At 50.0% G+C, this 25923-nt stretch carries 18 protein-coding genes; 17 read left to right on the forward strand and 1 reads right to left on the reverse strand.

The window, feature by feature from the left end; genetic code table 11:
- The first annotated feature begins 7 nt into the window (after positions 1 to 7).
- The 17 genes from lpxD (at position 8) to WC959_07315 (ending at position 25148) form a co-directional block, all read left to right on the forward strand.
- Positions 8 to 1036, forward strand: a complete 1029-nt coding sequence (gene lpxD / locus WC959_07235) for a UDP-3-O-(3-hydroxymyristoyl)glucosamine N-acyltransferase (protein MFA5688924.1) — start codon at positions 8 to 10, stop codon at positions 1034 to 1036.
- 32 nt (positions 1037 to 1068) lie between these two features.
- Positions 1069 to 3117, forward strand: coding sequence for a glutamine synthetase III (locus WC959_07240; protein MFA5688925.1), 2049 nt, complete (start codon positions 1069 to 1071; stop codon positions 3115 to 3117).
- Between the two features lie 199 nt (positions 3118 to 3316).
- Entirely contained in the window at positions 3317 to 4915 is a 1599-nt protein-coding gene (hcp, locus tag WC959_07245; protein ID MFA5688926.1) for a hydroxylamine reductase, read from the forward strand.
- A gap of 224 nt (positions 4916 to 5139) precedes the next feature.
- Positions 5140 to 5925, forward strand: coding sequence for a HEAT repeat domain-containing protein (locus tag WC959_07250; protein MFA5688927.1), 786 nt, complete (start codon positions 5140 to 5142; stop codon positions 5923 to 5925).
- A gap of 66 nt (positions 5926 to 5991) precedes the next feature.
- Positions 5992 to 9276, forward strand: a complete 3285-nt coding sequence (locus WC959_07255) for a type ISP restriction/modification enzyme (GenBank protein ID MFA5688928.1) — start codon at positions 5992 to 5994, stop codon at positions 9274 to 9276.
- Between the two features lie 14 nt (positions 9277 to 9290).
- Complete coding sequence (locus WC959_07260) at positions 9291 to 10019, forward strand: hypothetical protein (GenBank protein ID MFA5688929.1); 729 nt, start codon at positions 9291 to 9293, stop codon at positions 10017 to 10019.
- 3 nt (positions 10020 to 10022) lie between these two features.
- Positions 10023 to 11105: a sugar phosphate nucleotidyltransferase gene (locus WC959_07265; GenBank protein ID MFA5688930.1), complete on the forward strand. Its 1083-nt coding sequence runs from the start codon at positions 10023 to 10025 to the stop codon at positions 11103 to 11105.
- Between the two features lie 134 nt (positions 11106 to 11239).
- Positions 11240 to 11644 carry a Holliday junction resolvase RuvX gene (gene ruvX / locus WC959_07270; GenBank protein ID MFA5688931.1) on the forward strand — a complete coding sequence of 135 codons (405 nt, stop codon included), beginning with the start codon at positions 11240 to 11242 and terminating at the stop codon, positions 11642 to 11644.
- 119 nt (positions 11645 to 11763) lie between these two features.
- The gene (coaE, locus tag WC959_07275) at positions 11764 to 12390 is read left to right on the forward strand and encodes a dephospho-CoA kinase (GenBank protein MFA5688932.1); all 627 of its coding nucleotides are present in this window, start codon (positions 11764 to 11766) and stop codon (positions 12388 to 12390) included.
- A gap of 404 nt (positions 12391 to 12794) precedes the next feature.
- A complete protein-coding gene (gene rho / locus WC959_07280) occupies positions 12795 to 14051 on the forward strand; it encodes a transcription termination factor Rho (protein ID MFA5688933.1) in 1257 nt (418 codons plus the stop codon).
- A 172-nt stretch (positions 14052 to 14223) separates the two neighbouring features.
- Complete coding sequence (locus tag WC959_07285; protein ID MFA5688934.1) at positions 14224 to 16050, forward strand: toprim domain-containing protein; 1827 nt, start codon at positions 14224 to 14226, stop codon at positions 16048 to 16050.
- Positions 16047 to 18155, forward strand: coding sequence for a DNA topoisomerase IV subunit A (locus tag WC959_07290; GenBank protein ID MFA5688935.1), 2109 nt, complete (start codon positions 16047 to 16049; stop codon positions 18153 to 18155). Before WC959_07285 ends, WC959_07290 begins: the two co-directional genes overlap by 4 nt.
- A 36-nt stretch (positions 18156 to 18191) precedes the next feature.
- Positions 18192 to 19091, forward strand: coding sequence for a HEAT repeat domain-containing protein (locus tag WC959_07295; GenBank protein ID MFA5688936.1), 900 nt, complete (start codon positions 18192 to 18194; stop codon positions 19089 to 19091).
- An 8-nt stretch (positions 19092 to 19099) separates the two neighbouring features.
- Positions 19100 to 20134 (forward strand): 23S rRNA (adenine(2503)-C(2))-methyltransferase RlmN, encoded by a 1035-nt coding sequence (gene rlmN, locus WC959_07300; GenBank protein MFA5688937.1) that lies wholly within the window; start codon positions 19100 to 19102, stop codon positions 20132 to 20134.
- 282 nt (positions 20135 to 20416) lie between these two features.
- The gene (locus WC959_07305) at positions 20417 to 21073 is read left to right on the forward strand and encodes a hypothetical protein (GenBank protein ID MFA5688938.1); all 657 of its coding nucleotides are present in this window, start codon (positions 20417 to 20419) and stop codon (positions 21071 to 21073) included.
- Between the two features lie 90 nt (positions 21074 to 21163).
- A complete protein-coding gene (locus WC959_07310) occupies positions 21164 to 22666 on the forward strand; it encodes an Eco57I restriction-modification methylase domain-containing protein (protein ID MFA5688939.1) in 1503 nt (500 codons plus the stop codon).
- The gene (locus tag WC959_07315) at positions 22659 to 25148 is read left to right on the forward strand and encodes a GIY-YIG nuclease family protein (GenBank protein ID MFA5688940.1); all 2490 of its coding nucleotides are present in this window, start codon (positions 22659 to 22661) and stop codon (positions 25146 to 25148) included. Before WC959_07310 ends, WC959_07315 begins: the two co-directional genes overlap by 8 nt.
- A gap of 9 nt (positions 25149 to 25157) precedes the next feature.
- Here the strand turns inward: WC959_07315 and hisB are convergent, their stop codons facing one another.
- The gene (gene hisB / locus WC959_07320) at positions 25158 to 25757 is read right to left on the reverse strand and encodes an imidazoleglycerol-phosphate dehydratase HisB (protein MFA5688941.1); all 600 of its coding nucleotides are present in this window, start codon (positions 25755 to 25757) and stop codon (positions 25158 to 25160) included.
- Between the last annotated feature and the right edge of the window lie 166 nt (positions 25758 to 25923).

Consider the following 25923-nt stretch of genomic DNA (forward strand, 5'->3'; position numbering starts at 1 on the left):
GATTTAAATGAAACTTGTTGAACTTGCAGAAAAAATCGGCGGGAAACTGGACGGCGCCGGCGATGTTGAAATTCGCGGCGTAGCGGCAATCGGCTCTGCAGAGCCGGGCGAAATCAGTTTTCTTGCGAACCCGAAATATGCAGCACAGGCGGCGGCAACCAACGCATCGGCGCTGATTGTACCGGAGAACTGGAGCGCGGAATCGCCGGCGGCATTCATTCGCGTAAAAAATCCGGATGCCGCATTTGCACAGGCAACCATGCTGTTTTATACACCGCCGCCGGCGGCGGTCGCCGGAGTTCATCCGTCGGCAGTCGTCGCGCCGGATGCCATCATCGGAGAAAACGCCAGCATCGGGCCGCTGTGTGTGGTTGAATCCGGCGTAACGATCGGTGCCGGAACGGTGCTGGTTGCGCAGTGTTATATCGGTGCAAACTGCACTGTGGGAAAAAACTGTCTGTTCTATCCGCATGTGTCGCTGCGTGAATCGGTGAAAACCGGTGACCACGTGATTCTGCATAACGGCACGGTGATCGGCAGCGACGGGTTTGGTTATTCAGTGGACGAAGCCGGCGTGCGCACAAAGATTCCGCAGGTCGGCACAGTGGAGATCAGCGACGATGTTGAAATCGGAGCGAATACGACAATAGATCGCGCGCGGTTCGGCAAAACAAAGATCGGTACCGGTGCAAAGATTGATAATCAGGTTCAGATTGCACACAATGTGGAAATCGGCGAGCACGTGGTGCTGGTTTCGCAGGTTGGCATTGCCGGCAGCGCGCGCGTCGGCGAAAAATCGATTCTGGCCGGAAAAGTTGGCGTGAACGGCCATATTGAAATCGGCAAAGGCGTGGTTGTCGGCCCGATGGCCGGCGTGACAAAGAGCGTGCCGGACGGCGCTTATCTGATCGGGATGCCGGCGGTAGCGATAAAAGAGTGGAAACGCAGCACGGCTGCTGTTGCGCTGCTGCCGAAATTAAAAGAACGGATTGCGGCATTGGAAAAACGGATAAAGCAGCTTGAACAGTCCGGTTAAAAGACGGGTGAGTTTTTAATTAAAGGAAAACGATGAATCCGATCAGTATGTATGGCGAAAAAGTGTTCAGTATGCGTGTAATGCGTGAGCACCTTTCCGAAAAAACGGTACAATCGCTGGAAGCGACGATCAAAACCGGCAAGCGGCTGAATCCCGGCATTGCGGCTGAAGTTGCCGAAGCGATGAAAGAGTGGGCGCTTTCCAAAGGCGCAACACACTATACGCACTGGTTTCAGCCGCTCACTAACTCCACCGCCGAAAAACACGATTCATTTATTGTGCCGGACGGTGAAGGTTCCGTGATCTGTAAATTTTCCGGCAGCGAGCTGATTCGGGGCGAACCGGATGCCTCCAGTTTTCCGTCCGGCGGACTGCGCGCAACATTCGAAGCGCGCGGGTATACCGCGTGGGACCCGAGCAGTCCGGCGTTCATTAAAGATAATACACTGTGCATCCCGACGGTGTTTTGCGGTTATCACGGCGAAGCACTTGACAAAAAAACACCGCTGCTGCGCTCTATTAAAGCGCTCGATCAGCAGACGCGCCGCATGGCGAAACTGTTCGGCTTGGAAATTAAACAGTACGCCGGCGCAACGCTCGGGGCGGAGCAGGAATATTTTCTGGTCAATCGCGAATATTATAACGCGCGTCTCGATCTGCAGCAGACCGGCCGTACATTGTTCGGCTGCGCGCCGGCAAAACATCAGCAGATGGAGGATCATTATTACGGCACCATCAAAACCCGTGTAATGAAATTCATGGAGGACCTCGACCACGAGCTGTGGCGGCTGGGCATTCCGGCTAAAACGCGGCATAACGAAGTGGCGCCGGGACAGTTTGAAATCGCACCGGTTTTTGAAGAGCTCAATCTGGCGGTCGATCACAATATGCTCACGATGGGGGTGCTGCACAAGACAGCAGAAAAGCATGATTTTGTCTGCCTGCTGCACGAAAAACCGTATGCCGGCGTGAACGGTTCCGGCAAACACAACAACTGGTCGCTTACCGGACCGGATGGTAAAAACTGGCTGCTGCCCGGCGACAACCCGCATGAAAATGCAAAATTCCTGACCGTTATTTGTGCATTGATTCAAGCGGTGGACATGTATGCGGATTTACTGCGCGCCTCTGTTGCTACGGCCGGCAACGATCATCGTCTCGGTGCGCACGAAGCGCCGCCGGCGATTATCTCCATTTTTCTCGGCGAACAACTTACCGATATTATTATGCAGATTGAAAACGGTGCCGCGAGCCGTTCAAAACAGAACGGCACTATTCATCTCGGCATCGATATCTTGCCGACACTGCCGCGCGGCAATACCGACCGCAACCGCACATCGCCGTTCGCATTCACTGGCAATAAGTTTGAATTCCGTGCCGTCGGCTCGAATCAAAGCTGCGCCGGCTGCAATGTAACCATCAATACCATTGTCGCCGATGCACTGGATGACATCTGTACAAAACTGGAAGCGGAGGTCGCCGCCGGAAAAGAGTTTAACAAATCTCTGCAGACGATTCTTTCGAGCATCATTAAAAAGCATAAACGCATTCTGTTTGACGGTGATAATTATACTGCCGCCTGGGAGAAGGAAGCTGCGCAGCGCGGACTGCCGAATATAAAAACCACTCCGGAAGCGCTCAAAGCGTGGATTACACCTAAAGCGGTGGAGCTCTTTTCCAGACACAATGTGTTAACTGAAAAAGAACTGCGCTCCCGCTACGAAATTTACCATGCCGAGTATGAAAAAATCATTCATATCGAAGCCGGCGTGGCGCTGCTGATGGCCAAAACCATGATCATTCCGGCGGTCATGACCGCACAGGGAGAACTGGCGGCGCAGATTAAAGCCGTTGTTTCTGCCGGCGGAACTGCCACTGGCGCGCGCGCAGCACTTAAAGGCATCTGTGCCGAAACCGAAAAACTCTACCGGACGGTCGCACGGCTCGAAAAAGCCGCCGCCGTAAAAGAAAAAATCGGCGCCATGAACAAAGTCCGCACCGCAGTGGATGCGCTTGAGCTGATGGTGCCGTTTGAACACTGGCCGCTTCCAACCTACGAAGAGATGATGTTTATGATTTGAGGCGGGAAAATTATTCCGGTAAATCCTTAGCCATCCGTCGAAAAATAAAAAAGCGTGTGCAAATCAATTTATAAGGGTTTACTTTTGCGGTATTGATTGTTTATGTTTCTGAAAATCCCGGAGAGTTTAAACGGGGTTAAGAGGTGTTTTCTGAATCAAATTTAATGACGGGTATAATTATAAACTGGAGGAGGTAATCATGAGTATGTTTTGTTATCAGTGTGAGCAGGCTGCCAGAGGAACCGGTTGCGACGTAATCGGCGTCTGTGGAAAAGATCCGGAAACCGCAACATTGCAGGATTTACTGGTTGAAGTCTGCCGGCAGATCGGTGTCGCGGCGCATGCCGCGCGTCAGCAGGGCAAAGTGACACGTGCAGCAGACATTTATGTGATTGAAGCACTGTTCACCACGGTGACGAATGTGAACTTTGATCCGGCGACGCTGGAAGCGATGATTCGCGCCGGTGAAAAAATTATTCAAGACCTGGGCGGCACAACAACCATCGATTTCTCTGCTGATTGCGCAGGTCTATTAAAACAGGGTGAAGCTGCCGGCGTTGTTCAATATAAAAAAGAACTCGGTGACGACATCACCGGCTTGCAGTATCTGATTCTGTTCGGACTCAAAGGCATGGCGGCATACGCGCACCACGCGCATGTGCTCGGTAAAGAAGATGATTCTGTTTTTGCATTCTTCCATGAAGCGCTTGCGTATCTGAAAGAGGGCAAACCGACGGTGGAAGCACTGTTTGATCTGGCAATGAAAACCGGTGAGGTGAACATCAAGGTCATGGAACTGCTCGACACCGCAAACACCGGGACCTATGGGCATCCGGAACCGACAGCAGTGCGGATTACGCCGGTAAAAGGAAAAGCGATTCTCGTTTCCGGTCATGATCTGAAAGACCTTGCCATGCTGCTTGAACAGACGAAAGGCACCGGCATTAACATCTATACACACGGTGAAATGCTGCCGTGTCACGGCTATCCGGAGCTGAAAAAATACAAACATCTTGCCGGAAACTACGGCGGTGCTTGGCAGAATCAGCGTGAAGAATTCGAAAAATTCCCCGGCGCGATTCTCATGACAACGAACTGTATCCAGCGTCCGAAAGAGAGCTATCAAGCGCAGATCTTCACCAGCGGTCTTGTGCAGTGGCCCGGCGTTCAGCACATCAGCGACGGCAATTTTAAACCGGTCATTGATGCCGCGCTTGCCGCGCCGGGATTCGCCGCAGACGAATCAGAAAAAACGATCACGGTCGGGTTCGGACACAACGCTGTGATGAGTGTTGCGCCGACGGTAATCGATGCCGTAAAATCGGGTGCGCTCAAGCACTTTTTCCTCATCGGCGGCTGCGACGGCGCCAAACCGGGACGGAATTATTACACCCAGTTCGCCGAAGCCGTGCCGCAAGACTGCGTTATTCTCACGCTTGCCTGCGGTAAATACCGTTTTAACAAACTGGAATTTGGCGAACTCGGCGGCATTCCGCGTCTGCTTGACATTGGACAATGCAATGATGCCTATTCAGCCATTCAAATTGCCGTTGCGCTCGCCGGTGCATTTAATTGCGGCGTAAACGATCTGCCGCTCTCCATGATTCTGTCGTGGTACGAACAGAAAGCCGTTGTGATATTGCTCTCGTTGCTGCATCTTGGCATCCGCAATATAAAACTTGGACCGACTCTGCCTGCATTTGTCACTCCGCCGGTACTTAAAGTCCTCGTTGAAAAGTTCAATATTGCACCGGTCTCCACGGTCGATGCCGATTTGAAGGAGTGTTTGAGCAGATAATAACGAATATTAAACGTGGCACTTTAGTTCTTCGTTACGTTTCACTCGCTGCGAATTTGATTTTGATTGATTTATCTTTTAAAGTTAGTGATATTCTCTAGTGCACGGCGCAATGGAACGCAACTGTGCGTGGAATGAGTTGTCATGAACATTTCAAACGAACGCAAGCTCGCGGCGAAAGCAAAAGTTCTCGGTGAAAGTGCGATGCCGGTGCGTTCGATGAATTGAAAAAATTAACGCATTCGGAGTCTGCGCTTGCCCGGCGGCTGGCGGCATCGGCGCTGGGAAAACTTGCTGGAATTATTCCGCCGGCACCGGCGGTAAAAGTGTTGCATCCGCTGCTTTCAGATGTTCATCCGCAAGTCCGGCAGTATACCGCCAAAGCGCTCGGCGCATTCGGCGCGCATGCCAAAGATGTTCTGCCGGATTTGCGCGATATGTTGAAAAATCCGGTGGAAAAGGATTATGTAAAACGTTCGGTGACAACTGCCGGAAAAACAATCCGTGAAGCGGTACGAATTGCGGAAGAAAAAATTGTACATCATTGCCGGCGCTGCGGTGTAAAGCTGATGCCGGACGAATATGCACGCTCTCAAAAAGCGTTTCAGCGTTCGTTCTGCGATCATTGTTTCGACGAGATGTTTCTCGGCCGCCGGAATTTTGAAACAAAAGTTGAACTGCAGAAAACAATTCGTGCGAAAGACGGAGCACTGGTTCAGTCCGTCGGTGAACAGCAGATTTGTGAAATTCTTACCGGCGAAAAAATTGAATACCGCTATGACGAACGGTTTCGCATTCTCAACGGTTATGCCATTCGTCCGGATTTTTATCTGCCGGAATTTGATGTGTATATTGAATACCGGGGCATGGACACCGCCGATTATAAAATCGGTATGCTGAAAAAGCAGAAATTGTATCAGCAGCAGGATAAGAAACTGATTCCTCTTTATCCCGCCGACCGACCGTACCTGCGCGAAATGCTCCTGTCAAAACTGGAAAAATTGAAATAACTTCCAGACAGGTCTTTTCAATATCCGGTGAAAAATGTAAAAAACTCGAAACCTCCGGAGAAATACATGGCGAGCAATGCGGTTCTTAATTATCTGAATGAAATTGAACGAAAAATGTCTGCCGGTATTGCAACGGAACATACGCACCGTCCGGCGCTTCAAAAACTGATTGAGTCTCTTGATTCAAATATTCAGGCCGTGAATGAACCGCGCCGGATTGCATGCGGTGCTCCTGATATTCTAATTTCCAGAAAAAAATTCACACTTGGTTATATCGAAACAAAAGATATCGGCATTTCATTAAATGAGGCAGCAAAAAGCGAACAGCTTAAACGTTATTTCCATGCGCTTGAAAATTTGATTCTTACCGATTATCTGGAGTTTCGCTGGTATGTAAACGGTGAATTACGGCAGGTTGTCCGTGCCGGGAATTTTACAGGCGAGAAAATACGCGCTGATGTTTCCGGCGCTGAAGATGTTGCCGCACTATTGCATGGGTTCTTGAAATATAAGCCGCAGACAATCCGGCATCCGAAAGAGCTTGCCGTGCGTATGGCGAATCTGGCGCACATGGTTCGTGACATCATCGTAAAAGCATTTGAACAGGACAAGGCCTCTGACATGCTTAAAGACTGGCGGTCTGCATTTGCACAGACATTGATGCATGACCTGGAGCGTCCGGAGCGTACCGGCGATTTCGCAGATATGTTTGCACAGACAATTGCTTACGGATTGTTTTCCGCCCGTGTGCTTGATCCGACTCCTGACACATTTTCGCGACAGGAAGCACAGGCGCTGATTCCGAAATCAAATCCGTTTCTCAGAAACTTTTTCTATCAAATCACCGGGCCGGCGCTGGATGATGAGCCGTTCGCGCCGTTTGTTGACGATCTGGTTGCCGTTCTTGCTCACACAGACATGACCCGTGTCCTGAAAGATTTCGGTGTATCAAAGAAAACACGCGACCCGGTATTCCATTTCTATGAGACATTTCTGGCAGAATATGATCCGGCATTGCGCGAAAAACGCGGCGTTTATTATACGCCGGACCCGGTCGTTTCGTACATCGTCCGTTCAGTTGATCACATCCTGAAAATAAAATTCAAATGTCCGGAGGGACTGGCCGACAGCTCAAAAGTTAAGCTTCCGAACTGGCGACCGGAAAAACGCACGAAGAAAGATGCGATGCGTAAAACCGATGAATGTCACCGGGTTCTCATCCTCGATCCCGCCTGCGGAACTGGCACGTTTCTTTACGACATTATCGGCTTGATCCGTAATCAGTTTATCGAACGCAACGATGCCGGCATGTGGCCCGGTTATGTAAAAGGGTCGCTTCTTCCGCGCCTTTTCGGATTTGAATTGATGATGGCGCCGTATGCGATAGCACACTTTAAACTCAGTTTGCAGCTTGCAGGCCGCGATCTTCTGCAACTTCAAGAACAGAGCTGGAAGTATGAAATGGAAGAGGGTAACCGCCTCAATATCTTTCTAACGAATACGCTCGAAGACATGCATGAAATGAGCGGATTGCCGCTTTTTGCCCGCTGGATTGCGGCGGAAACTGAAGCCGCCAACGCAGTCAAACGCGACTTGCCTATCATGGTCATTTGCGGCAATCCGCCGTATTCAGGGCATTCCGAAAACAATGGAAAATGGATTTCAGATTTAATCAACGATTATAAATTTGTTGCCGGCCAACCGCTCGGTGAAAGAAATTCAAAATGGCTGCAGGACGACTATGTAAAATTTATCCGTTTTGCACAATGGCGGCTTGACCAGAGCGGAAGCGGTGTGCTGGCGTTTATTTCCAACAACGGTTATCTGGATAATCCGACTTTTCGCGGCATGCGCTGGTCGCTCATGCAGAGTTTTAATGATATCTATATTCTTAATTTACATGGGCTATCCAATGTTAAAAAACAGGGATTTGATGAAAGTGATGAAAATGTATTTGATATTCAACAAGGTGTTTGCATCGGAATTTTTGTTAAACAATCGGATTCGAATCGGAAATGTCAGATTCATTATGCCGAGATAATTGGAAGACGAGACAAAAAATATGCTCGTTTAAATAAAGACGATGTTTCGAAAACTAAATGGATAAAAGTCAGTCCACACGATCCTTTATATTTTTTCATTCCACAGGATGAAAACCTTCGGAATGAATATGATTTTGGTGTTTTATTGCCTGATATCTTCATAAAGCAATCTATGGGTGTTGCAACTGCGCGAGATGAATTGACTGTTGCGTGGACAGCAGATGAGCTTTTGCAACGAATCCGGATGTTTTCAGAATTGCCTGCAGAGGACGCTCGCAAGCTGTTCAATCTAGGAAAAGATGCTCGCGACTGGAAGGTGCTTTTCGCTCAGCAAGATGTATTACAGACAAAATGCTCGGAGTCGTTAATTGCAGAGTATGTGTATCGACCGTTTGATACTCGAGCCACTTATTATACCGGGAAAACCAAAGGCTTTCTTTGTATGCCAAGAGCAGATGTTATGTGCCATTTAAATGGAAAACATAATAAAGCTTTATGTTTTGTACGCCGCAGTCGGGAGAATGTGTTGTCAAATTATTTTGTCGCAAGCAGTGTTGTAGACAAAACATTATTATCTTCTGCCGATAACGCAAATGTTGCACCTCTTTATCTTTATCCTAATACCAGTGAGTTCAGTTTTGGCGCTGAAAAACGGAAGCCGAATTTATCTGAAAAATTCATCAAGGAGTTCAGCGAAAAACTGAATTTAAAATTTATTCCGGAAGGGCAGGGTGATTGTAAGAAAACATTCGGGCCGGAAGATGTGTTTTATTACATTTATGCAATTCTTCATTCTCCAACGTATCGAACACGTTATGCCGATTTCTTGAAAATCGATTTCCCTCGCGTTCCGCTAACATCCGATAAAAAACTGTTTGCTTCACTGGTTAAGCTCGGCAGCAAGCTGTCAGCATTTCATTTGATGGAAGCGCCGGAACTGAATAAGCCAACAACGGCGTTCCCTGTCGCCGGCAACAATGAGGTCGAAAAAGGGTTCCCGAAATTCAACGTAGACGCGACGCCCTCGTCGCGTTCCGTACAAAAAGAGAAATCCACCGGAGACGTCGCATCTGCATTGGGTTGCGTTTATATTAATAAAACACAGTATTTCGACGGGGTGCCTTCCAATGTCTGGAATTTTACGATCGGCGGCTATCAGGTTTGCGAAAAGTGGCTGAAAGACCGGCGTGGACGTGAACTTTCGCACGACGATCTTCAGCATTATAAAAAAATTGTCGCAGCACTCGGGATGACGATTGAACTGATGCAAAAGATTGATGAAACAATTCCTGCGTGGCCGGTTCAGTAAACGGAGCAGTCGCTATGAAAGAAAAAAATCTGGTGCTGGCGTATCTCGAAAATGTTTCGAGTTCGGTCTTTTCTGAATTTCCGAAAGAAATTACGGCGATGGTTGCCGGTCGGCATGGGATTTATGCGCTTTATAAAGGCGACAGGCTTTACTATGTCGGCTTGGCAACGAATCTGCACCGCAGGGTAAACTATCATCTACGTGATAAACATGCCGGAAAGTGGGATTCGTTCCGGCTTTATCTGATTCGTAAGAGTGAACACATTAAAGAGCTGGAGTCATTAATTCTCCGGATCGCTGATCCGAAAGGAAATTCAGTAAAAGGGCGGATGCCTCACGCAGAGAAGCTGAACAAACGGTTGAATTCGGAAATGAAAAAACGGCAGGATAAAATAAGAACTGCGATGCTAAACCCGTTCTGCAAAAAGAAAACTGCTGAGAAAAAAGTAAAACGCAATGGATCAGCGGTGCGCCGTAAAAAAGAAAATAACATTCCGGCACTGTCGGGATATGTTGAAAACTCATTTCTACTGCGGAAAACTTATAAAGGAAAAACCTATGAAGCGGTGGTGTTTGCTGACGGAACAATTCAATACGGCGGAAAAATTTATAATTCGCCTTCTTCGGCTGCGATGGCTGTGGTGAATCACCCGGTAAACGGCTGGACATTTTGGAGTTTTAAAAATAAGTCGAGCAAATGGGTGACGTTGGATTTGTTAAGAAAATCAAATACGAGGATATAATTTATGTCAGAACATTTTGCAGTGATTATGGCGGGGGGCAGGGGCGAGCGGTTCTGGCCGCTGAGTACGTCGCAGCATCCGAAGCAGCTGCTGGCACTGGTGGGCGATCAACCGCTGATTGCACAGGCGGTGGAGCGGTTGAACGGTCTGGTGCCGCCGGAAAATATTTTTGTGGTGACAAATGCGGATTTAATGGATGCGACGCGCGCGGCGGCGCCGATGCTGCCGCCGGAAAATATTGTCGGTGAACCGGTCGGGCGCGACACAGCGGCGGCGGTGGCGTGCGGCGGTGCGCTGGTTGCGGCCAAAAATCCGGAGGCGGTGTTTGCTGTGCTGACAGCGGATCAGGTGATGGGCGATCTGGATGTTTTTCGTGCGACGCTGCGCGGCGGAATGGAGTTGGCGCAGCAGAATGATATTTTGGTAACGATTGGTATTCAACCGGCGTTTCCCAGTACGGGATTCGGTTATATCGAATCCGGGGAAGATTTTTCCACTGTGGAGAATGTTGAGTTTCGCAAGGCGGTGCGGTTCGTTGAAAAACCGGATGAAGAACGCGCGCGGCGGTATTTGGCAACCGGCAGGTTTTACTGGAATTCCGGCATGTTTATCTGGTCGGTGAAGTCGCTGCAAAAAGCATTCGCGGCGCACTGTCCGGAGATGAAAATCTTAATGGATGAGCTGATTCCGTTTGCGGTGCGCGGCGAAATTTTTGCGGGACTGAAAAAAACCTATCCGGCGCTGAAAAAAATTTCAGTGGATTATGCGCTGATGGAGAAAGCGGATAATATTGTGATGGCGTGCGGTACGTTTGCGTGGGACGATGTCGGTTCGTGGCCGGCGCTGGAAGCTCATTTCCCGCAGGACGCCGGCGGCAATACACTGATTGGCGAATGCAAGCAGATTGATTCCAAAAATAATATCATTTATTCAAAAGACCGTTTGACGGCGGTGATCGGCGCTGAAAATCTGATTGTGGTTCAGGCCGACGGCGTGACGCTGGTGTGTCCGCGCGACCGTGCGCAGGACATCAAGCAGATGGTAACGGCATTAAGAGAAAAAGGTTCATTTGAAGAACTGCTTTGAGGAAAATCCGGAATTCTAAATTCGAAGCACGGAACAAATTCAAAATTTCAAATTACAATGTTTAAAACATTTGAATTTTTTAAATTATAATTTGTTTCGGATTTCGATATTCGGATTTCGAATTTAAAAATTTTATGGGACGTGTGCTTGGAATTGATTATGGCGATGTGCGTATCGGCATTGCGCTGAGCGATGAAACGGCGTTTCTGGCATCGTCATTTTGCATGATTAAAAACAGCTGCACCGCACTGGATGAAATTGCGGCGCTGATTGCAGAACACGCCGTTGAAAAAATTGTGATCGGTCTGCCGCGCAATATGGACGGCTCCTACGGTCCGGCGACGGAAAAGGTGCGCGCGTTTATTGAAAAGCTGAAAGAAAAAATTCTGATACCGGTATTCGAATGGGATGAGCGGTTGAGTACGGTGAGCGCACATAACGCACTGCGTGAAGCGGGGCTGGATGGAAAGCGGCGCAAAGAGGTGGTGGATAAAATCGCGGCGCAGATTATTTTACAAAACTGGCTGGATGCGCAGTGAAAATTTCTCTGATTTGGATGCAATGATTTGGTTGACAAACAGTGCACTGCAACATATAAACACAGACATATTTCACGCTTTTTCGACGGAATTTTGTTTCCCGGGTCAATTCATTCGGTATGGGTTCGTCAGTTTCTATTATTATTGGAATTACCGGCGGTATTGCCTGCGGTAAATCGGAAGCCGGCCGTGTACTTTCTGCAGAAGGATTCAAGGTACTGGACTGCGATGTTCTGGCGCATGAATTGATGAGCAGCGGACGCCCGGTGTACAGCCGGGTGGTGGCACAGTTTGGAAAAGATATTCTGGCAGATGACGGTGAAATTGATCGACGGAAACTCGGTACACGGGTTTTTAAAAATCCGGACGAGCTGACGGCGCTGAACCGGATGGTTCATCCGGCGGTACTAACGGCGGCCAAAGAATGGGTCGCCGCATGTCGCGCAGCCGATGAAGATGCCGCGGTGCTGGTTCCGCTGCTGTTCGAAGTGAACTGGACGGATGGCTGGGACGCAACAGTCTGCATCATAGCGCCGGAGAATCAGGCAGTGGAGCAGTTGCAGCATCAACGCGGATTCAATGAGGATGAGGCGCGCCGGCGGATGGCCGCGCAGATGCCGCTGGATGAAAAAGCGGCGAAATCAGATTTCGTAATTTGGAATGACAGTACATTGGAGTCGTTTCGCAATAAAATGATCGATTTAGCAGAATGTGTACGCAGCAGGAAAAAAAGGGAACAGCCATGAGTGATGAACAAAAAAAGATGAAAAAAACCGTAAAGAAAACTGCCGCCAGAGGCCGTTTAAAAAAGGAAACGACCGAAGAGCCTCTTGCAGAAAAAGAACTTTTTGAAACGCCGGCGGACGCTGTTCCGGCAGCGGATGCTGCGGAAGCTCCGGCGCCGGCCGAACCGGAGACCCCGCTGACGAAGCCGCCGGAGACAGATGAACATCAGCACCATTCCGGCGAACAGGACCACCGGCCGCAAAATCAGAATACTAACAGCCAGCACCAGTTCAATAGTAACAACCGGCATAATAATAACCGGCACAGCAACCGGCATAATAATAACCGCACCGGATTCCGGCACAATAACCCCGGCGGAAATCCTCATAACGATGAGCCGCCGGTGCAGGAAGTGACCCGTGCCATGCCAACGCTTAAGCTGTTTGAACTGCAGAAAGCCGAGGTTCCGGCGCTCAAGCGGCTTGCGGAACAATATGAAGTGGAAGAGCCGGCCGGACTCCGCAAACACGATCTGATTTTTGAAATTTTAAAAACGCATATCCGCTGGGGCAACGAAGCGGTTTGCCGCGGCATTCTTGAAGTGCTGCCGGATAAATTCGGTTTTCTCCGTTCGTCGGAGAACAATTATCTGCCGAATCCAGAAGATATTTATGTTTCGCCGTCGCAAATCCGGCGTTTTGGACTGCGCACCGGCGATATGCTGGAAGGCAGCATCCGCTCACCGAAATCCAAAGAACGCTTTTTTGCGCTTGCGTCGGTGGATGTGGTAAACAACAAAACACCGGAAGAAAACCGCAACCGCATCCCGTTCGAAAACCTTACACCGCTGTTTCCCGACAAACGCCTTGTGCTTGAAATCGGACCGGATGAAATTGCCATGCGCGTGATGGATCTGGCAACGCCGATCGGCAAAGGCCAGCGCGGATTGATTGTGGCGCCGCCGCGTACCGGCAAGACTGTACTTATGCAGAAAATTGCCAACAGCATTTCGCAGAATAATCCCGAAGCAAAACTTATCATTCTGCTGATTGATGAACGTCCGGAAGAGGTGACGGACATGCAGCGCACAACCAAAGCGGAAGTGCTCTTCTCAACATTTGATGAACATCCGGAGCGTCACGTTTCTGTCGCTGAAATCGTGATTGAAATGGCGAAACGCCGTGTTGAAAACGGTGAAGATGTTATCATTCTGCTTGATAGTATCACACGTCTTGCGCGCGCCTATAATACCGTTCAGCCGCACAGCGGAAAAATTCTTTCCGGCGGCGTCGATGCCAATGCGCTGCATAAACCGAAACGCTTCTTCGGCGCCGCACGTAACATTGAAGGCGGCGGAAGTTTAACCATTATCTCCACCGCGCTCATCGAAACCGGCAGCCGCATGGATGAAGTTATTTTCGAAGAGTTCAAAGGCACCGGTAATATGGAACTTGTTCTGGATCGCGACCTCGTCGGTAAACGGATCTTCCCGGCGATCAATATTGAGAAAAGCGGTACACGCAAAGAAGAGCTGCTGCTGCACAAAGAAGAGCTCGCGCGCGTCTGGACGCTTCGTAAAGCGCTCAAAGATGTGCCGGCGGTCGAAACGATGGAGCTGCTCATCAACCGCCTGAAAAAGACGAAGAGCAACGCCGAATTTTTGATGACGCTTAACGGCTGATCCGTCCGGGATATCTGCCGTTCAGTCAGTTCGATCGGCCGGCGCCGCTCGTCCTGATTCATATCAAATTCTTGCATTTGCCCTCTTCCAAAGGTTGCGGCAAAGGCCGGGAAGTGCTATACACTGTATTTTCAATGTCGAGTTATACAATATCTAGTGGTTTTCTAAAATTATGGCTGGTGAGAATAAAAAGCATATTTATGACGAGAGTAAGATCAAAACACTGTCGTCGCTGGAGCATATCCGGACCCGCGCGGGAATGTACATCGGGCGCACCGGGAACGGGAGTCATTACGACGACGGAATTTATATTCTGCTGAAAGAGATCGTTGATAATGCCATTGACGAATTTATTATGGGGCACGGCAAACGGGTCGAAATCACAATCGAAGACGACACGGTGAATGTGCGCGACTATGGCCGCGGCATACCGCTCGGTAAAGTCATCGAATGCGTTTCGCGGATTAATACCGGCGCAAAATATAATGACGATGTATTTCAGTTCAGCGTCGGTTTAAACGGAGTCGGCACAAAAGCGGTGAATGCACTGTCGAGCTATTTCGTGGTCCGCTCACACCGTGACGGCGAGTTTGTTGAAGCGCGTTTTGCACAGGGTATTCTTGAAGATGAAGAAGCAGGCAGCGCAACTGGCGAGGAGAACGGCACGTTCATCAGTTTTTCGCCGGATCCGGAAATTTTTAAGCAGTATAAATTCCGCGATGATCATATCGAGCGCCGGCTGCGTTTTTATTCCTATCTGAACGCCGGTCTGGTGATCGTATTTAACGACCGGAAAATTGTTTCGCAGGGCGGGCTGCTGGATCTGATTGCTGATGAGAGCGAATACGAGAAGGTGTATGAGCCGTTTCATTACCGCGACAAAATGCTGGAATTTGCTTTCACACACACCAACCGCTTCAGTGAAGATTATTATTCGTTTGTGAACGGTCAGTTTACGAACGATGGCGGCACGCATCTGAGCGCTTTCCGCGAAGGCCTGCTGAAAGCGGTGAATGAATATTCTGACGGAAAATTTGACGGTGACGATGTGCGCGAGGGGATTCTCGGCGCGGTAGCCATCCGGCTGAAAGATCCGGTATTCGAATCGCAGACAAAAAATAAACTGGGCAATACCGAAATCCGTTCCGATCTCGTGGCGAATGTAAAAAAAGCGGTAGTGGAGCTGCTGCACCGCAATAAACCGGAAGCGGACAGGCTGATTGAAAAAATTAAAGACAGCCAGCGGCTGCGTAAAGATTTGCAGCAGGTGAAACGGCTGGCACGTGAACGGTCAAAAACCGTCTCCATCCGTGTGCCGCAGTTAAAGGATTGTAAGCACCACTTTAATAAAGACAAGAACACGCACGGCAATACAATGATTTTCATCACCGAAGGCCAGTCGGCTGCCGGTTCGCTGGTGAGCTGTCGCGATGTGAATACGCAGGCCATTTTTACACTGCGCGGCAAGCCGTTGAACGTGTGCGATGCCAGCAAGGAAGCGCTGTATAAAAATATTGAATTTTACAATCTGATGCGCAGTTTGAACATTGAAGAGTCGGTCGCCGGACTCCGTTACGGTCATGTGGTTCTTGCCACCGACGCCGACGTCGACGGCCTGCACATTCGCAACCTGATGATTACAATGTTTCTGCGTTTCTTTGAACCGCTGGTGCGCGACGGACATTTAAAAATTCTTGAGACGCCGCTCTTTCGCGTGCGGAATAAAAAAGAGACGCTCTACTGCTATTCCGAAAAAGAGCGCGATGCCGCAATGGATAAACTTGGCAAAAACGCAGAGGTGACACGCTTTAAAGGACTCGGCGAAATTTCACCGGGCGAATTCAAGGCATTCATCGGTAAAGAGATGAAGCTGACGCCGGTGGTGATTGATGAAGAGTACGGGATTCCGGAAGTGCTCACGTTTTACATGGGTAAAAATACGCAGGACCGCCGGACGTATATCATGGATAACCTTGTTGTGGATGAAGAAATTTTATGAGTGAAGATCAGGAACTGCTTTTCGGCGACAGCTCAGAAGAGCCCCGGCCGAAGAAAAAAATGAAACAACAAGTGCCGCCGGAAACAACGGATGAATTTTCCGGCGATGCGGAAAAAACGCCGGATGCGCCGGCACGCGGGCATTACGGTTTTGGTGACGGTCCTCTGAAAAAGCTGATCGATTATAATTTTCTGCAATATGCATCGTATGTCATTTGCGACCGTGCGATTCCCAATGTGGAGGACGGTCTGAAGCCGGTGCAGCGGCGCATCATGCACGCGCTGGCGGAAAAAGATGACGGACGGTTTATCAAAGTTGCCAATATCGTCGGGCACACCATGCAGTATCATCCGCACGGCGACGCGTCCATCGCCGACGCGCTGGTTTCGTTAACAAACCGCGGCGGCTACCTGATTGAAGGACAGGGCAACTTCGGCAATATTTACACCGGCGATCCGGCGGCAGCTTCGCGATACATCGAGTGCCGCTTAACTCAGCTCGCGCGCGAAGAATTGTTTAATAAAGAACTGACGCGTTACATCCCGAGTTATGACGGGCGCAACAAAGAGCCGGTCACACTGCCGTGTAAACTGCCGCTGCTGCTGATGCTCGGCGCCGAAGGCATTGCCGTCGGACTTTCGACCAAAATTCTGACCTATAACTTCATCGAACTGCTTCAGGATCAGATTGAAATTCTGCGCGAAAAAAAACGCACACCCTATCAAGCCGCCGCACTGCCGGATTTTCTGACCGGCGGGCTGCTGGATGTTTCCGAATATGATAACGGCAGCGGAAAAATTAAAGTCCGCGCGCGCATCATCACAGAAAAAGGCCGGCTGCTGATTAAAGAGCTGCCCTACGGACAAACCACCGAAACACTGGTGGCATCCATCGAAGACGCGGTGAAAAAGAAAAAAGTCGCCGTGCGCGCCATTAACGATTACACCGCCGAAACTGTTGAGATTGAGCTGATTCTTTCACAGGGCGCCGATCCGGAACAGGTGCGGCAGGCGCTGTATGTATTCACCAACTGCGAAACATCCATCACCAGCCGTATCGTCGTCATTCGCGACAACCGTCCGGTTGAGATGACGGTCGACGAAATTCTGCATCTGAACACGCAGCAGCTTGTCACCATTCTTGAAGCCGAGCTGAATCTGAAAAAGAGCAAACTGCTGGATGAATTCCACACTAAAACGCTCGTACAGATTTTCGTAGAAAACCGCATCTATAAAATGATTGAGCAGTGCAAAACCTACGAAGCGGTGCAAAAAGCGGTGCTGGACGGACTGGAGCCGTTCAAAAAACAGTTGAAGCGTCCGGTGGTGCCGGAAGATATTGAAATGCTGCTCGGCGTCCGCATTAAGCGCATTTCACTGTTTGATATTAATAAAAACCGTGATGACATTAAAAGCATTCTTGCCGGGCTGGCAGAGGTTGAAGCAGATCTCGGCGGCTTAACGGCGTATGCCGTGCGTTATCTGAAAAACCTGATTAAAAAATATAAAGATCAATATCCGCGCCGCACCGAAATTAAAACCTTCAAGGAAATTGAAGTGCGCGAATTAACGGCGGACGAACTGCATATTCAGCGCGACCCCGAAAGTCATTTCCTCGGTTCGGCGGTGAAAGGCGAGTCGGTCTTGAAGTGTTCGTCGCTCGACAAACTGATTCTGGTCTGGGATGACGGACGCTATCAGATGATGCCGCCGCCGGAAAAATTCTTCATAGATAAAAATCTGAATTACTGCGCCATCTTCGACCGTGACCGCGAGATGACCTGCGTCTATACGCACCGCGGCTCTTCCTATATCAAACGGTTTGCATTCGGCGGCGCCATCATGAACCGCGACTACTGGCTGGCGCCCGCCGGATCAAAAATTGTGCTGCTGATGGAAGGCTGCCCCGACGAGCTCTATTTGCGCTACCGTCCGGCAAAAGGTCAGCGGATTCATCAGCAGGTATTCAACGTCAAAGGACTGCTGGCAAAAGGCGCCAAAGCCAAAGGCAAAGGGCTGACCGCGAAATCTATTCAATACATCGACACAAAGCCCGGACGCTGGTGGCGGAACGACGAAGAAACCCCGCCGGGCATTTTATTGTAGCTTACTTCGCTTCGTTCGTTGGCGCCGGAGAGATTCATGAAAAACCCGATGGATCGACAGCTCGAAAAAAAATTCTCCGACCGGGTTGTTTCCATCGGCCGCGAAGGAAATATTGCAGCGTTTGCGGAACTGCTGGAGGGTTTGCAATCATCTTCTGCGAATGTCCGGCGGCTCTCTGCATCTGCGATCGGCAAACTTGCCTGGCAGGGGATTGATCAGGCGGCGGCTGTTGCAGCGCTTACCCCGGTGATGCGCAACGATCCTCACGCGCAAACCCGGCAGTATGCAATCAAAGCGCTCAAAGCCTGCGGTGCTGCAGCATGTGATTGTCTGCACGATTTGCGGGACATTTCCCGCAACCCGGTTGAAAAAGAATATCTCCGGCGCGATGCCGCCGCTGCGGTGGAATTCATTGAGGAAGTGCTTGAAATACAAAAAGCTAAAGCATTGCACCGCTGTCAGCGGTGCAATGCTGCATTAACTGCCGATGAATATGTACGTTCGCAGCAGGCTTTTCAGCGCGATTTCTGCGACCGCTGTTTCGATGAAATCTTTTTGCAACGTCTTAATTTTGAAACACAGGTTGAAATGAATAAAACAATCGAAGCTGCTGATGGCACTGTGGTGCAGTCCGGTGGAGAACGGCAGATTGCGGAATGGCTGATCTCCAAAGGAATCGCATATCGCTACGACGCCAAATTCCGTATCATCGCTGCATTTCAAATCCGTCCCGATTTTTATCTGCCCGAAATCGATCTCTACATCGAATACTGGGGACTCGATACACCGCAATACAAAATGAGTATGTACAAAAAACAACTGCTCTATCAGCAGGAAGGCAAGCGGATCATCTCCGTATACCCCAAAGATTTGCCGGTGCTTAATCAGCTCCTCACCTCCAAGCTGCAACTCTTCGGATTCAACCCGCCGCAATGACTCCACGTGTGAACATTCTAACGAGCGCAGTTGAAGTTGCGTCGGCGCGCGAAGCAAAGTCAGCGCCAGCGAACTCTGTGTACAGCATCTCGGCGCTGGAGTCTGCGTGTCGCGATGCGCATCGCCGGAAACTTTTCTGCAACGCCTTTTTTAAACAGGGACTGCCGCTGGCAGAGTGCTTGCGCAAAGCGCCGGAGTTAGCCGGTGCGTTCAATTTTCACCCGCTAGAACTTATGGAGCGCCACGATTCAAAAATTGACGGCGCCACCAAACTCGTTTTTCAAACGGCGGACGGGTATTGCATCGAAAGTGTTATTCTGCGCATCGCCACCGGCCGGACCAGCCTGTGCATTTCGTCGCAGATCGGCTGTCCGGCAAAATGTACATTCTGCGCAACCGGTGCGCTGCAATTTATCCGCAGTCTCACTGCCGGCGAAATTCTGGATCAGGTCACGCAGGCGCGCCGGCTGCTGCGGGGAGAAGGGCGGGCGCTGCGCAACGTCGTTTTTATGGGTATGGGCGAACCGCTGTTAAATTGCGGCGCGCTGTTTGAAAGCCTCGAGCTGTTGCGCGACACGCGCTTCTTTAATTTTTCCGGCAATCACCTGCTGGTTTCCACCGCCGGTATTCCGGCGGCAGTCGTTGAATTCACTGCACATTTTCCGGCAGTCCGTCTGGCGTTCAGTCTGCACAGTGCGCAGCAGGAGGTGCGCGAAAAATTGATGCCGGTGGCTAAAATACACACACTCAAAAAACTGAAAGCCGCTTTTCCTGAAAACTTCATGATCGAATATCTGATGCTTCAGGGCGTGAACGATTCACCGGCAGACGCGGCGGCGCTGATCGGATTCCTCGCCGGTACAAACGCGCACATTAATTTGATCCAGTTTAATCCATATCCCGGCGCGCCGTTTGAGCCCGTCAGCAAAGCAGCGCGCGAAGCCTTCGGCAAAGAACTGCGGCGCGCCGGATTTAAAACCACGCTGCGTTATTCACTCGGCGACGACATCGCCGCCGCCTGCGGCCAGCTCGCCGGAAAGTAAAAACTCTTCTGTCCGGTCTGAAAGGATGCCCGGATATAAATATTTGACTCCGCGTTGATTCGTCATACACTGCGGGGACAATTTAAAAATTTGCGTATTAGACGCAGTCGGTTTCACCTCAAAATCGGGAAATTTTGAAACACGGAAACGACTCGTTGAACCGCCCCGTATCGGGGCGGCTTCTTCGTGTTTTCCGTGTGGGCGTTTCCCGATGCCCGAGGTGAGGCACGTTGAGGCCGCTCTCTTTTTTCGGACGGCCTGACTGCGGCCGGAGCCGGGAATATGAGTCAGATAAGAACGCGGGAGCGGGTGGCGCACCACGGAGAGGTGTTTACTTCCGAACGGGAAGTGAATGCCATGCTCGATCTGGTGAAGCCGGAGACGGAGCGGATCGAATCCCGTTTTCTTGAACCGGCCTGCGGCAACGGCAACTTTCTGGCTCAAATTCTGCGCCGGAAACTGGCGGCGGTGGAACGGCGCTACCGCACAAGCCAACCGGAATATGAGCGGTATGCCGTTCTCGCCATTGCGAGCCTTTACGGCATTGAACTGCTTGCAGACAATGTGAGCGAATGCCGGGAGCGCCTGTTTGAAATTTTTTATGCACAGTACGGCGGAATTTTCCGCGATCTTATAAAAGAGGAGTGCTGCGCGGCCGTCCGGTATATCCTCCGCCGGAATATTCTCTGGGGCGACGCGCTGACACTGCAATACGCGGACGGCAGCGGCCGCCCGATTGTTTTTTCCGAGTGGTCGCCGGTAAACGGCTCCATGCTGAAACGCCGTGATTTTACATTTCACGGGTTGTTCGAACATCAATCCATCAAAGTCATGCCGCTGTTTTCCGACCTCGGCGACGACGTTTTCATTCCTGAGCCGGTGCAAGATTTTCCGCCGGTGCATTTTATGAAAATCGCGGAGGGATTTAGCGATGAATAAAAGGGAATGGCCACCAAAAATTACAAAAACCGGAAATTCGGCTCTTTATGAATTTTTGTGTTTTTCGTGGCTGAAACAGGGAGGTTAGCAATGATTGCAGCCGGGTATAATCCTGATGTGTTAACCTGTATTGCGAATCTGAGCAGCGATGAGGTGTTTACGCCGCCGAAACTGGTGAATGAAATGCTGGATCTGCTGCCGCCGGAACTCTGGCATAATCCGCAGGCGACCTTTCTGGATCCGTTCTGCAAATCAGGCGTGTTTCTGCGTGAAATTGCCAAGCGGCTGATTAACGGATTGCAGACTGACTTTCCTGATCTGCAGGCACGGCTGAATCATATTTTTAAGCATCAGCTGTTTGGCATTGCCACCACGGAATTAACATCCCTGCTGTCGCGCCGCTCGCTCTACTGCTCGAAAACCGCCAACGGAGACTACTCTACCTGCACAGTCTTTGACGATGAACAGGGCAATATTCTGTTTGAACGCATCGAGCATGAATGGGTGAAAGGACGCTGCCGGTTTTGCGGCGCCAGCCGGTCGGAATATGACCGCGACGCTGCGCTCGAAACGCACGCCTACCATTGGATTCATACTGAAAAACCAGAGGAGATTTTTAAGATGAATTTTGACGTGATTATCGGGAATCCGCCGTATCAACTCTCTACCGGTACTACTTCGGCGCAAGCAATACCTCTTTATCATAAGTTCATAATACAGGCAAAAAAGCTAAGACCGCGTTATTTAACAATGATTATTCCTGGTCGTTGGTATGCGGGAGGTATGGGACTTGATAGATTTCGAGATGAAATGCTCGGGGATATGCACGTTAGAATTTTGGTGGATTTTCCTAATGCTGGTGATTGTTTCCCCGGGATTGAACTCCGAGGTGGTGTTTGTTATTTCCTTTGGGATCGAGATAACAAAGGGAAATGCGATTATATAAGCATTTCCGCCGGTGAAAAAAACATCATGACACGACAATTGGATGAATTTCCCATATTCATCCGGTGGAATCAGGCGCTACAGATTATTCATAAAGTGATAGAGAAAAAAGAAAACTCCCTATCCGAACTCATATCTGCCGTCAGTCCATTTGGTTTGGCGACTTCAGTGAGAGGTATAGATAAAAAATCAAAAGACTCCTTAGTTTTATATTCTAGCAAAGGAACAGGATATATCCCTGCAGGGGAGGTTAGGACAGGGCGGCATTTAATAAATAAATATAAAATATTATTATCTCGCCCAATTTCTGGAAATTTAGAAACTCCACCATTTAAGGTAATTGCTCTTACAAAAGTACTAAAACCGAAAGAAATTTGTACTCATACATATTTGGTTGCAGGGAGTCATGATGACGAGAAAACTGCTCGTAATCTAAAATCATATCTTGAAACAAAATTTGTACGATTCCTTCTTGTTCAGAGCATATCTGGCATGGACATTTCTAGAGATAAATTTCGATTTGTTCCTATTCAAGATTTCATCGAAGAATGGACGGATGAAAAACTTTATAAAAAATACGGTCTGTCTGATGACGAAATCGCTTTCATTGAATCAATGATTCGTCCAATGGAGGCGAGCGATGAGTAAGGTGCTGTTTCCTGCGCGGCCGGCTGCAAATCCGATGATTTATGCGTATCGGGATACGAACCCGCAGTATGCGGGTTTGCTGAAGGTCGGGTTTACAGCGGTGGATGTTCAGCAGCGCGTGGCGCAGCAGTATCCGACGATGCGGCCGGGTAAAGCGCCGTACGAGATTGTGCTGGAAGAGCCGGCGATGCGCAGTGACGGGTCGGTTTTTTCTGACCGCGATGTGCACCGCGTGCTGCGCCGGAACGGTGTGCATAATCCTGACGGCGAGTGGTTCCGGTGTTCGGAAGAGGATGTTTTAGCGGCAATCTTAACGGTGCGGCGTGGTGAGCGGAATGAGGAACGGCGGTCGCTGGATTTCGGGATGCGTCCGGAACAGCGCGCGGCGGTTGAAAAAACAGCGGATTATTTCTGTGCGTTTAAACAAGAGAATCCGGGGAAGACGCCGCATTTTCTGTGGAACGCGAAGATGCGATTCGGCAAAACGTTTGCGGCATATCAGCTGGCGCTGAAAATGGGCTGGAAGCGGGTGCTGGTGTTAACCTTTAAACCGGCGGTGCAGAGCGCCTGGGAAGAGGATTTGCGGACGCATATTGATTTTGAGGGCTGGCAGTTTGTTGCGCGCAGCGGACTGACGGAAGATGCAGTGGATCCCGAGCGGCCGTTTGTCTGTTTCGGATCATTTCAGGATTATCTGGGACGGAATAAAAGCACCGGCGGAATTAAAACAAAAAACGAATGGGTGCATTGCATACACTGGGACTGTGTGATTTTCGATGAATACCATTACGGCGCGTGGCGCGAAAATGCCAAAGATCTCTTTGAGGCGGAGGATAAAAAAGAGATCGGGTTCGGGCAGGGCGAGGGGCTGGAGTATTTTGATGAAGAGGATATGCCGATTACCACCAACGCTTATCTTTATCTCTCCGGCACGCCGTTCCGGGCGATTGCCACCGGTGAATTTATCGAGGAGCAGATTTATAACTGGACTTATTCAGATGAGCAGGCGGCGAAAGAAAGCTGGATCGGGGAGAATAATCCGTATCTCTCCCTGCCGCGCATGGTGATGATGACCTATCAGCTGCCCGCTTCCATCCGTGATATTGCGCTGCAGGGTGAGTTTAATGAGTTTGACCTGAATCTCTTTTTTTCTGCTCACGGCGACCGCGAGCTGGCGGTTTTTACTTATGAAACCGAAGTTCAAAAATGGCTGGATCTGATTCGCGGAGCATTTGCTGAAACGACGGTGGATAACCTGAAGCTCGGCGCTAAAAAACCGCCGCTGCCGTTTTCTGATGTCCGCCTGCTTAACGTGCTGTCGCACACATTCTGGTTTCTGCCAAGTGTGGCGTCCTGTTATGCGATGGCAAATCTGCTGCGGCAGAAACAGAATCTCTTTTTTCATGACTATCGCGTGGTTGTGGCGGCGGGTGTTTCCGCCGGCATCGGCGTGGACGCGCTGTATCCGGTGCAGAATGCCATGGTCAACCCGTTGAAAAGTAAAACGATTACACTGTCGTGCGGGAAACTGACGACCGGCGTGACGGTGAAGCCGTGGAGCGGAATTTTTATGCTGCGCAATTCATCCACCCCGGAGACCTATTTTCAGGCGGCATTCCGCGTTCAGTCGCCGTGGACTGTTCGTACGGCGCCGAATCAGGAAGAGATTATTAAGCAGGAGTGCTATGTGTTTGATTTTGCGCCGAACCGCGCGCTGCGCCAGATTCAGGAATACAGCTGCCGCCTGAATGTGAATGAAATTAATCCGGAAAAGAAAGTGGCGGAATTTATCCGTTTTCTGCCGGTGCTGGCGTATGACGGCAGTTCAATGAAACAGATCGATGCCGCCGGAATTCTGGACATTGCCCTGAGCGGAACATCCGCGACACTGCTGGCGCGGCGGTGGGAAAGTGCGCTGCTGGTGAATGTGGATAACGAGACGCTGAAACGGCTCATGGCGAATGAGCGCGCAATGCAGGCGCTGATGAATATCGAGGGGTTCCGCAGTTTAAATCAGGATATCGAGACCATCATCAATCAATCGGAAGCGGTTAAAAAAGTAAAAAAAGATGCCGCCGACCGGGAGTTGTCGAAACAGGAAAAACGGGAATTAACTGAAGATGAAAAAGAGTACAAGTCGCTCAGAAAACAGATTCAGGATAAACTGAAAAAATTTGCGACACGCATTCCGGTGTTTATGTATTTGACCGATTCCCGTGAACGGTGCCTGCGCGATATCATTACACAGCTTGAACCCGGACTGTTTAAAAAAGTCACCGGACTGAATATTCCGGATTTCGAGCTGCTGGTGAGTCTGAATCTGTTTAACAGCGCACTGATGAATGATGCCGTCTATAAATTCAAACGCTACGAAGATGCCAGCCTTGCCTACTCCGGCATCAACCGCCATGAGGGGAATAACATTGGATTATTCGATACCGTCATCCGCGCGAACGAGTATTTTGAAATGCCGGCAAATTAAGCGTGAGCGCTACAGCGTTCCCTTGCTCGAGGGAATGGCGTCCAGCGCGCGCTGATCGGCGGTGCAGGCCATGCGCAGGGCGCGGGCGACCGCTTTAAAAACCGCCTCGTGTGCATGGTGGAGATCGTCGCCGTATTTCTGGTCGATGTGCAGATTCATTTTCGCGGTGTCGCAGAACGAACGCCAGAAGTGTTCCAGAATATCGGTGTCAAAATCGCGGATCATCTTTTTCGGATTGGCGATGTTGTAAACGAGATAGGGGCGTCCGCCGAGATCGAGCGACACTTCGGCGGCGGCGGCGGCGTCGTCCATCGGCAGCACCCAGAAACCATACCGGTTGATTCCGCGCCGTTCGCCGAGCGCCTGATTGAATGCTTTCCCGAGCGCCAGTCCGACATCTTCGATCAAATGATGATAATCCACCTCAATGTCGCCGGCGGCGTGAATGTTCATGTCGATCAGCGAATGTTTTGAAAGCAGCTCGAGCATGTGGTTAAAAAAGGGCACGCCGGTCTCGATCGAGTAGGCGCCGGTGCCGTCGAGATTGATGGAGAGTTTAATATCCGTTTCGCCCGTTTTCCGTTCAATTGCCGCTGTTCTCTGTTTCATGTGTTGTATTCTTCTCTTTCTTTGCCTGTGAAGTCAATACACAGAATTTTTGACAGGATAGACAGGATTCATGTGATTTTTTTATTGCCACGAAAAACACGAAAATTCACAAAACTTGAAGCGTGTCCCGCACCGGCGATTTTATGTTGTTGTGCGTTTGTGCATT

The sequence above is a fragment of the Kiritimatiellales bacterium genome (genome assembly GCA_041656295.1).
In the GTDB taxonomy this organism is placed as follows: Bacteria; Verrucomicrobiota; Kiritimatiellia; order Kiritimatiellales; family Tichowtungiaceae; genus Tichowtungia.

What these genes read in the sequence shown, in the direction of transcription:
- lpxD (MFA5688924.1), top strand. Translation starts at nt 8, where the DNA reads ATGAAACTTGTTGAACTTGCAGAAAAAATCGGCGGGAAACTGGACGGC.
- WC959_07240 (MFA5688925.1), top strand. Translation starts at nt 1,069, where the DNA reads ATGAATCCGATCAGTATGTATGGCGAAAAAGTGTTCAGTATGCGTGTA.
- hcp (MFA5688926.1), top strand. Translation starts at nt 3,317, where the DNA reads ATGAGTATGTTTTGTTATCAGTGTGAGCAGGCTGCCAGAGGAACCGGT.
- WC959_07255 (MFA5688928.1), top strand. Translation starts at nt 5,992, where the DNA reads ATGGCGAGCAATGCGGTTCTTAATTATCTGAATGAAATTGAACGAAAA.
- WC959_07260 (MFA5688929.1), top strand. Translation starts at nt 9,291, where the DNA reads ATGAAAGAAAAAAATCTGGTGCTGGCGTATCTCGAAAATGTTTCGAGT.
- WC959_07265 (MFA5688930.1), top strand. Translation starts at nt 10,023, where the DNA reads ATGTCAGAACATTTTGCAGTGATTATGGCGGGGGGCAGGGGCGAGCGG.
- ruvX (MFA5688931.1), top strand. Translation starts at nt 11,240, where the DNA reads ATGGGACGTGTGCTTGGAATTGATTATGGCGATGTGCGTATCGGCATT.
- coaE (MFA5688932.1), top strand. Translation starts at nt 11,764, where the DNA reads ATGGGTTCGTCAGTTTCTATTATTATTGGAATTACCGGCGGTATTGCC.
- rho (MFA5688933.1), top strand. Translation starts at nt 12,795, where the DNA reads ATGCCAACGCTTAAGCTGTTTGAACTGCAGAAAGCCGAGGTTCCGGCG.
- WC959_07285 (MFA5688934.1), top strand. Translation starts at nt 14,224, where the DNA reads ATGGCTGGTGAGAATAAAAAGCATATTTATGACGAGAGTAAGATCAAA.
- WC959_07290 (MFA5688935.1), top strand. Translation starts at nt 16,047, where the DNA reads ATGAGTGAAGATCAGGAACTGCTTTTCGGCGACAGCTCAGAAGAGCCC.
- WC959_07295 (MFA5688936.1), top strand. Translation starts at nt 18,192, where the DNA reads ATGAAAAACCCGATGGATCGACAGCTCGAAAAAAAATTCTCCGACCGG.
- WC959_07305 (MFA5688938.1), top strand. Translation starts at nt 20,417, where the DNA reads ATGAGTCAGATAAGAACGCGGGAGCGGGTGGCGCACCACGGAGAGGTG.
- WC959_07310 (MFA5688939.1), top strand. Translation starts at nt 21,164, where the DNA reads ATGATTGCAGCCGGGTATAATCCTGATGTGTTAACCTGTATTGCGAAT.
- WC959_07315 (MFA5688940.1), top strand. Translation starts at nt 22,659, where the DNA reads ATGAGTAAGGTGCTGTTTCCTGCGCGGCCGGCTGCAAATCCGATGATT.
- hisB (MFA5688941.1), bottom strand. Translation starts at nt 25,757, where the DNA reads ATGAAACAGAGAACAGCGGCAATTGAACGGAAAACGGGCGAAACGGAT.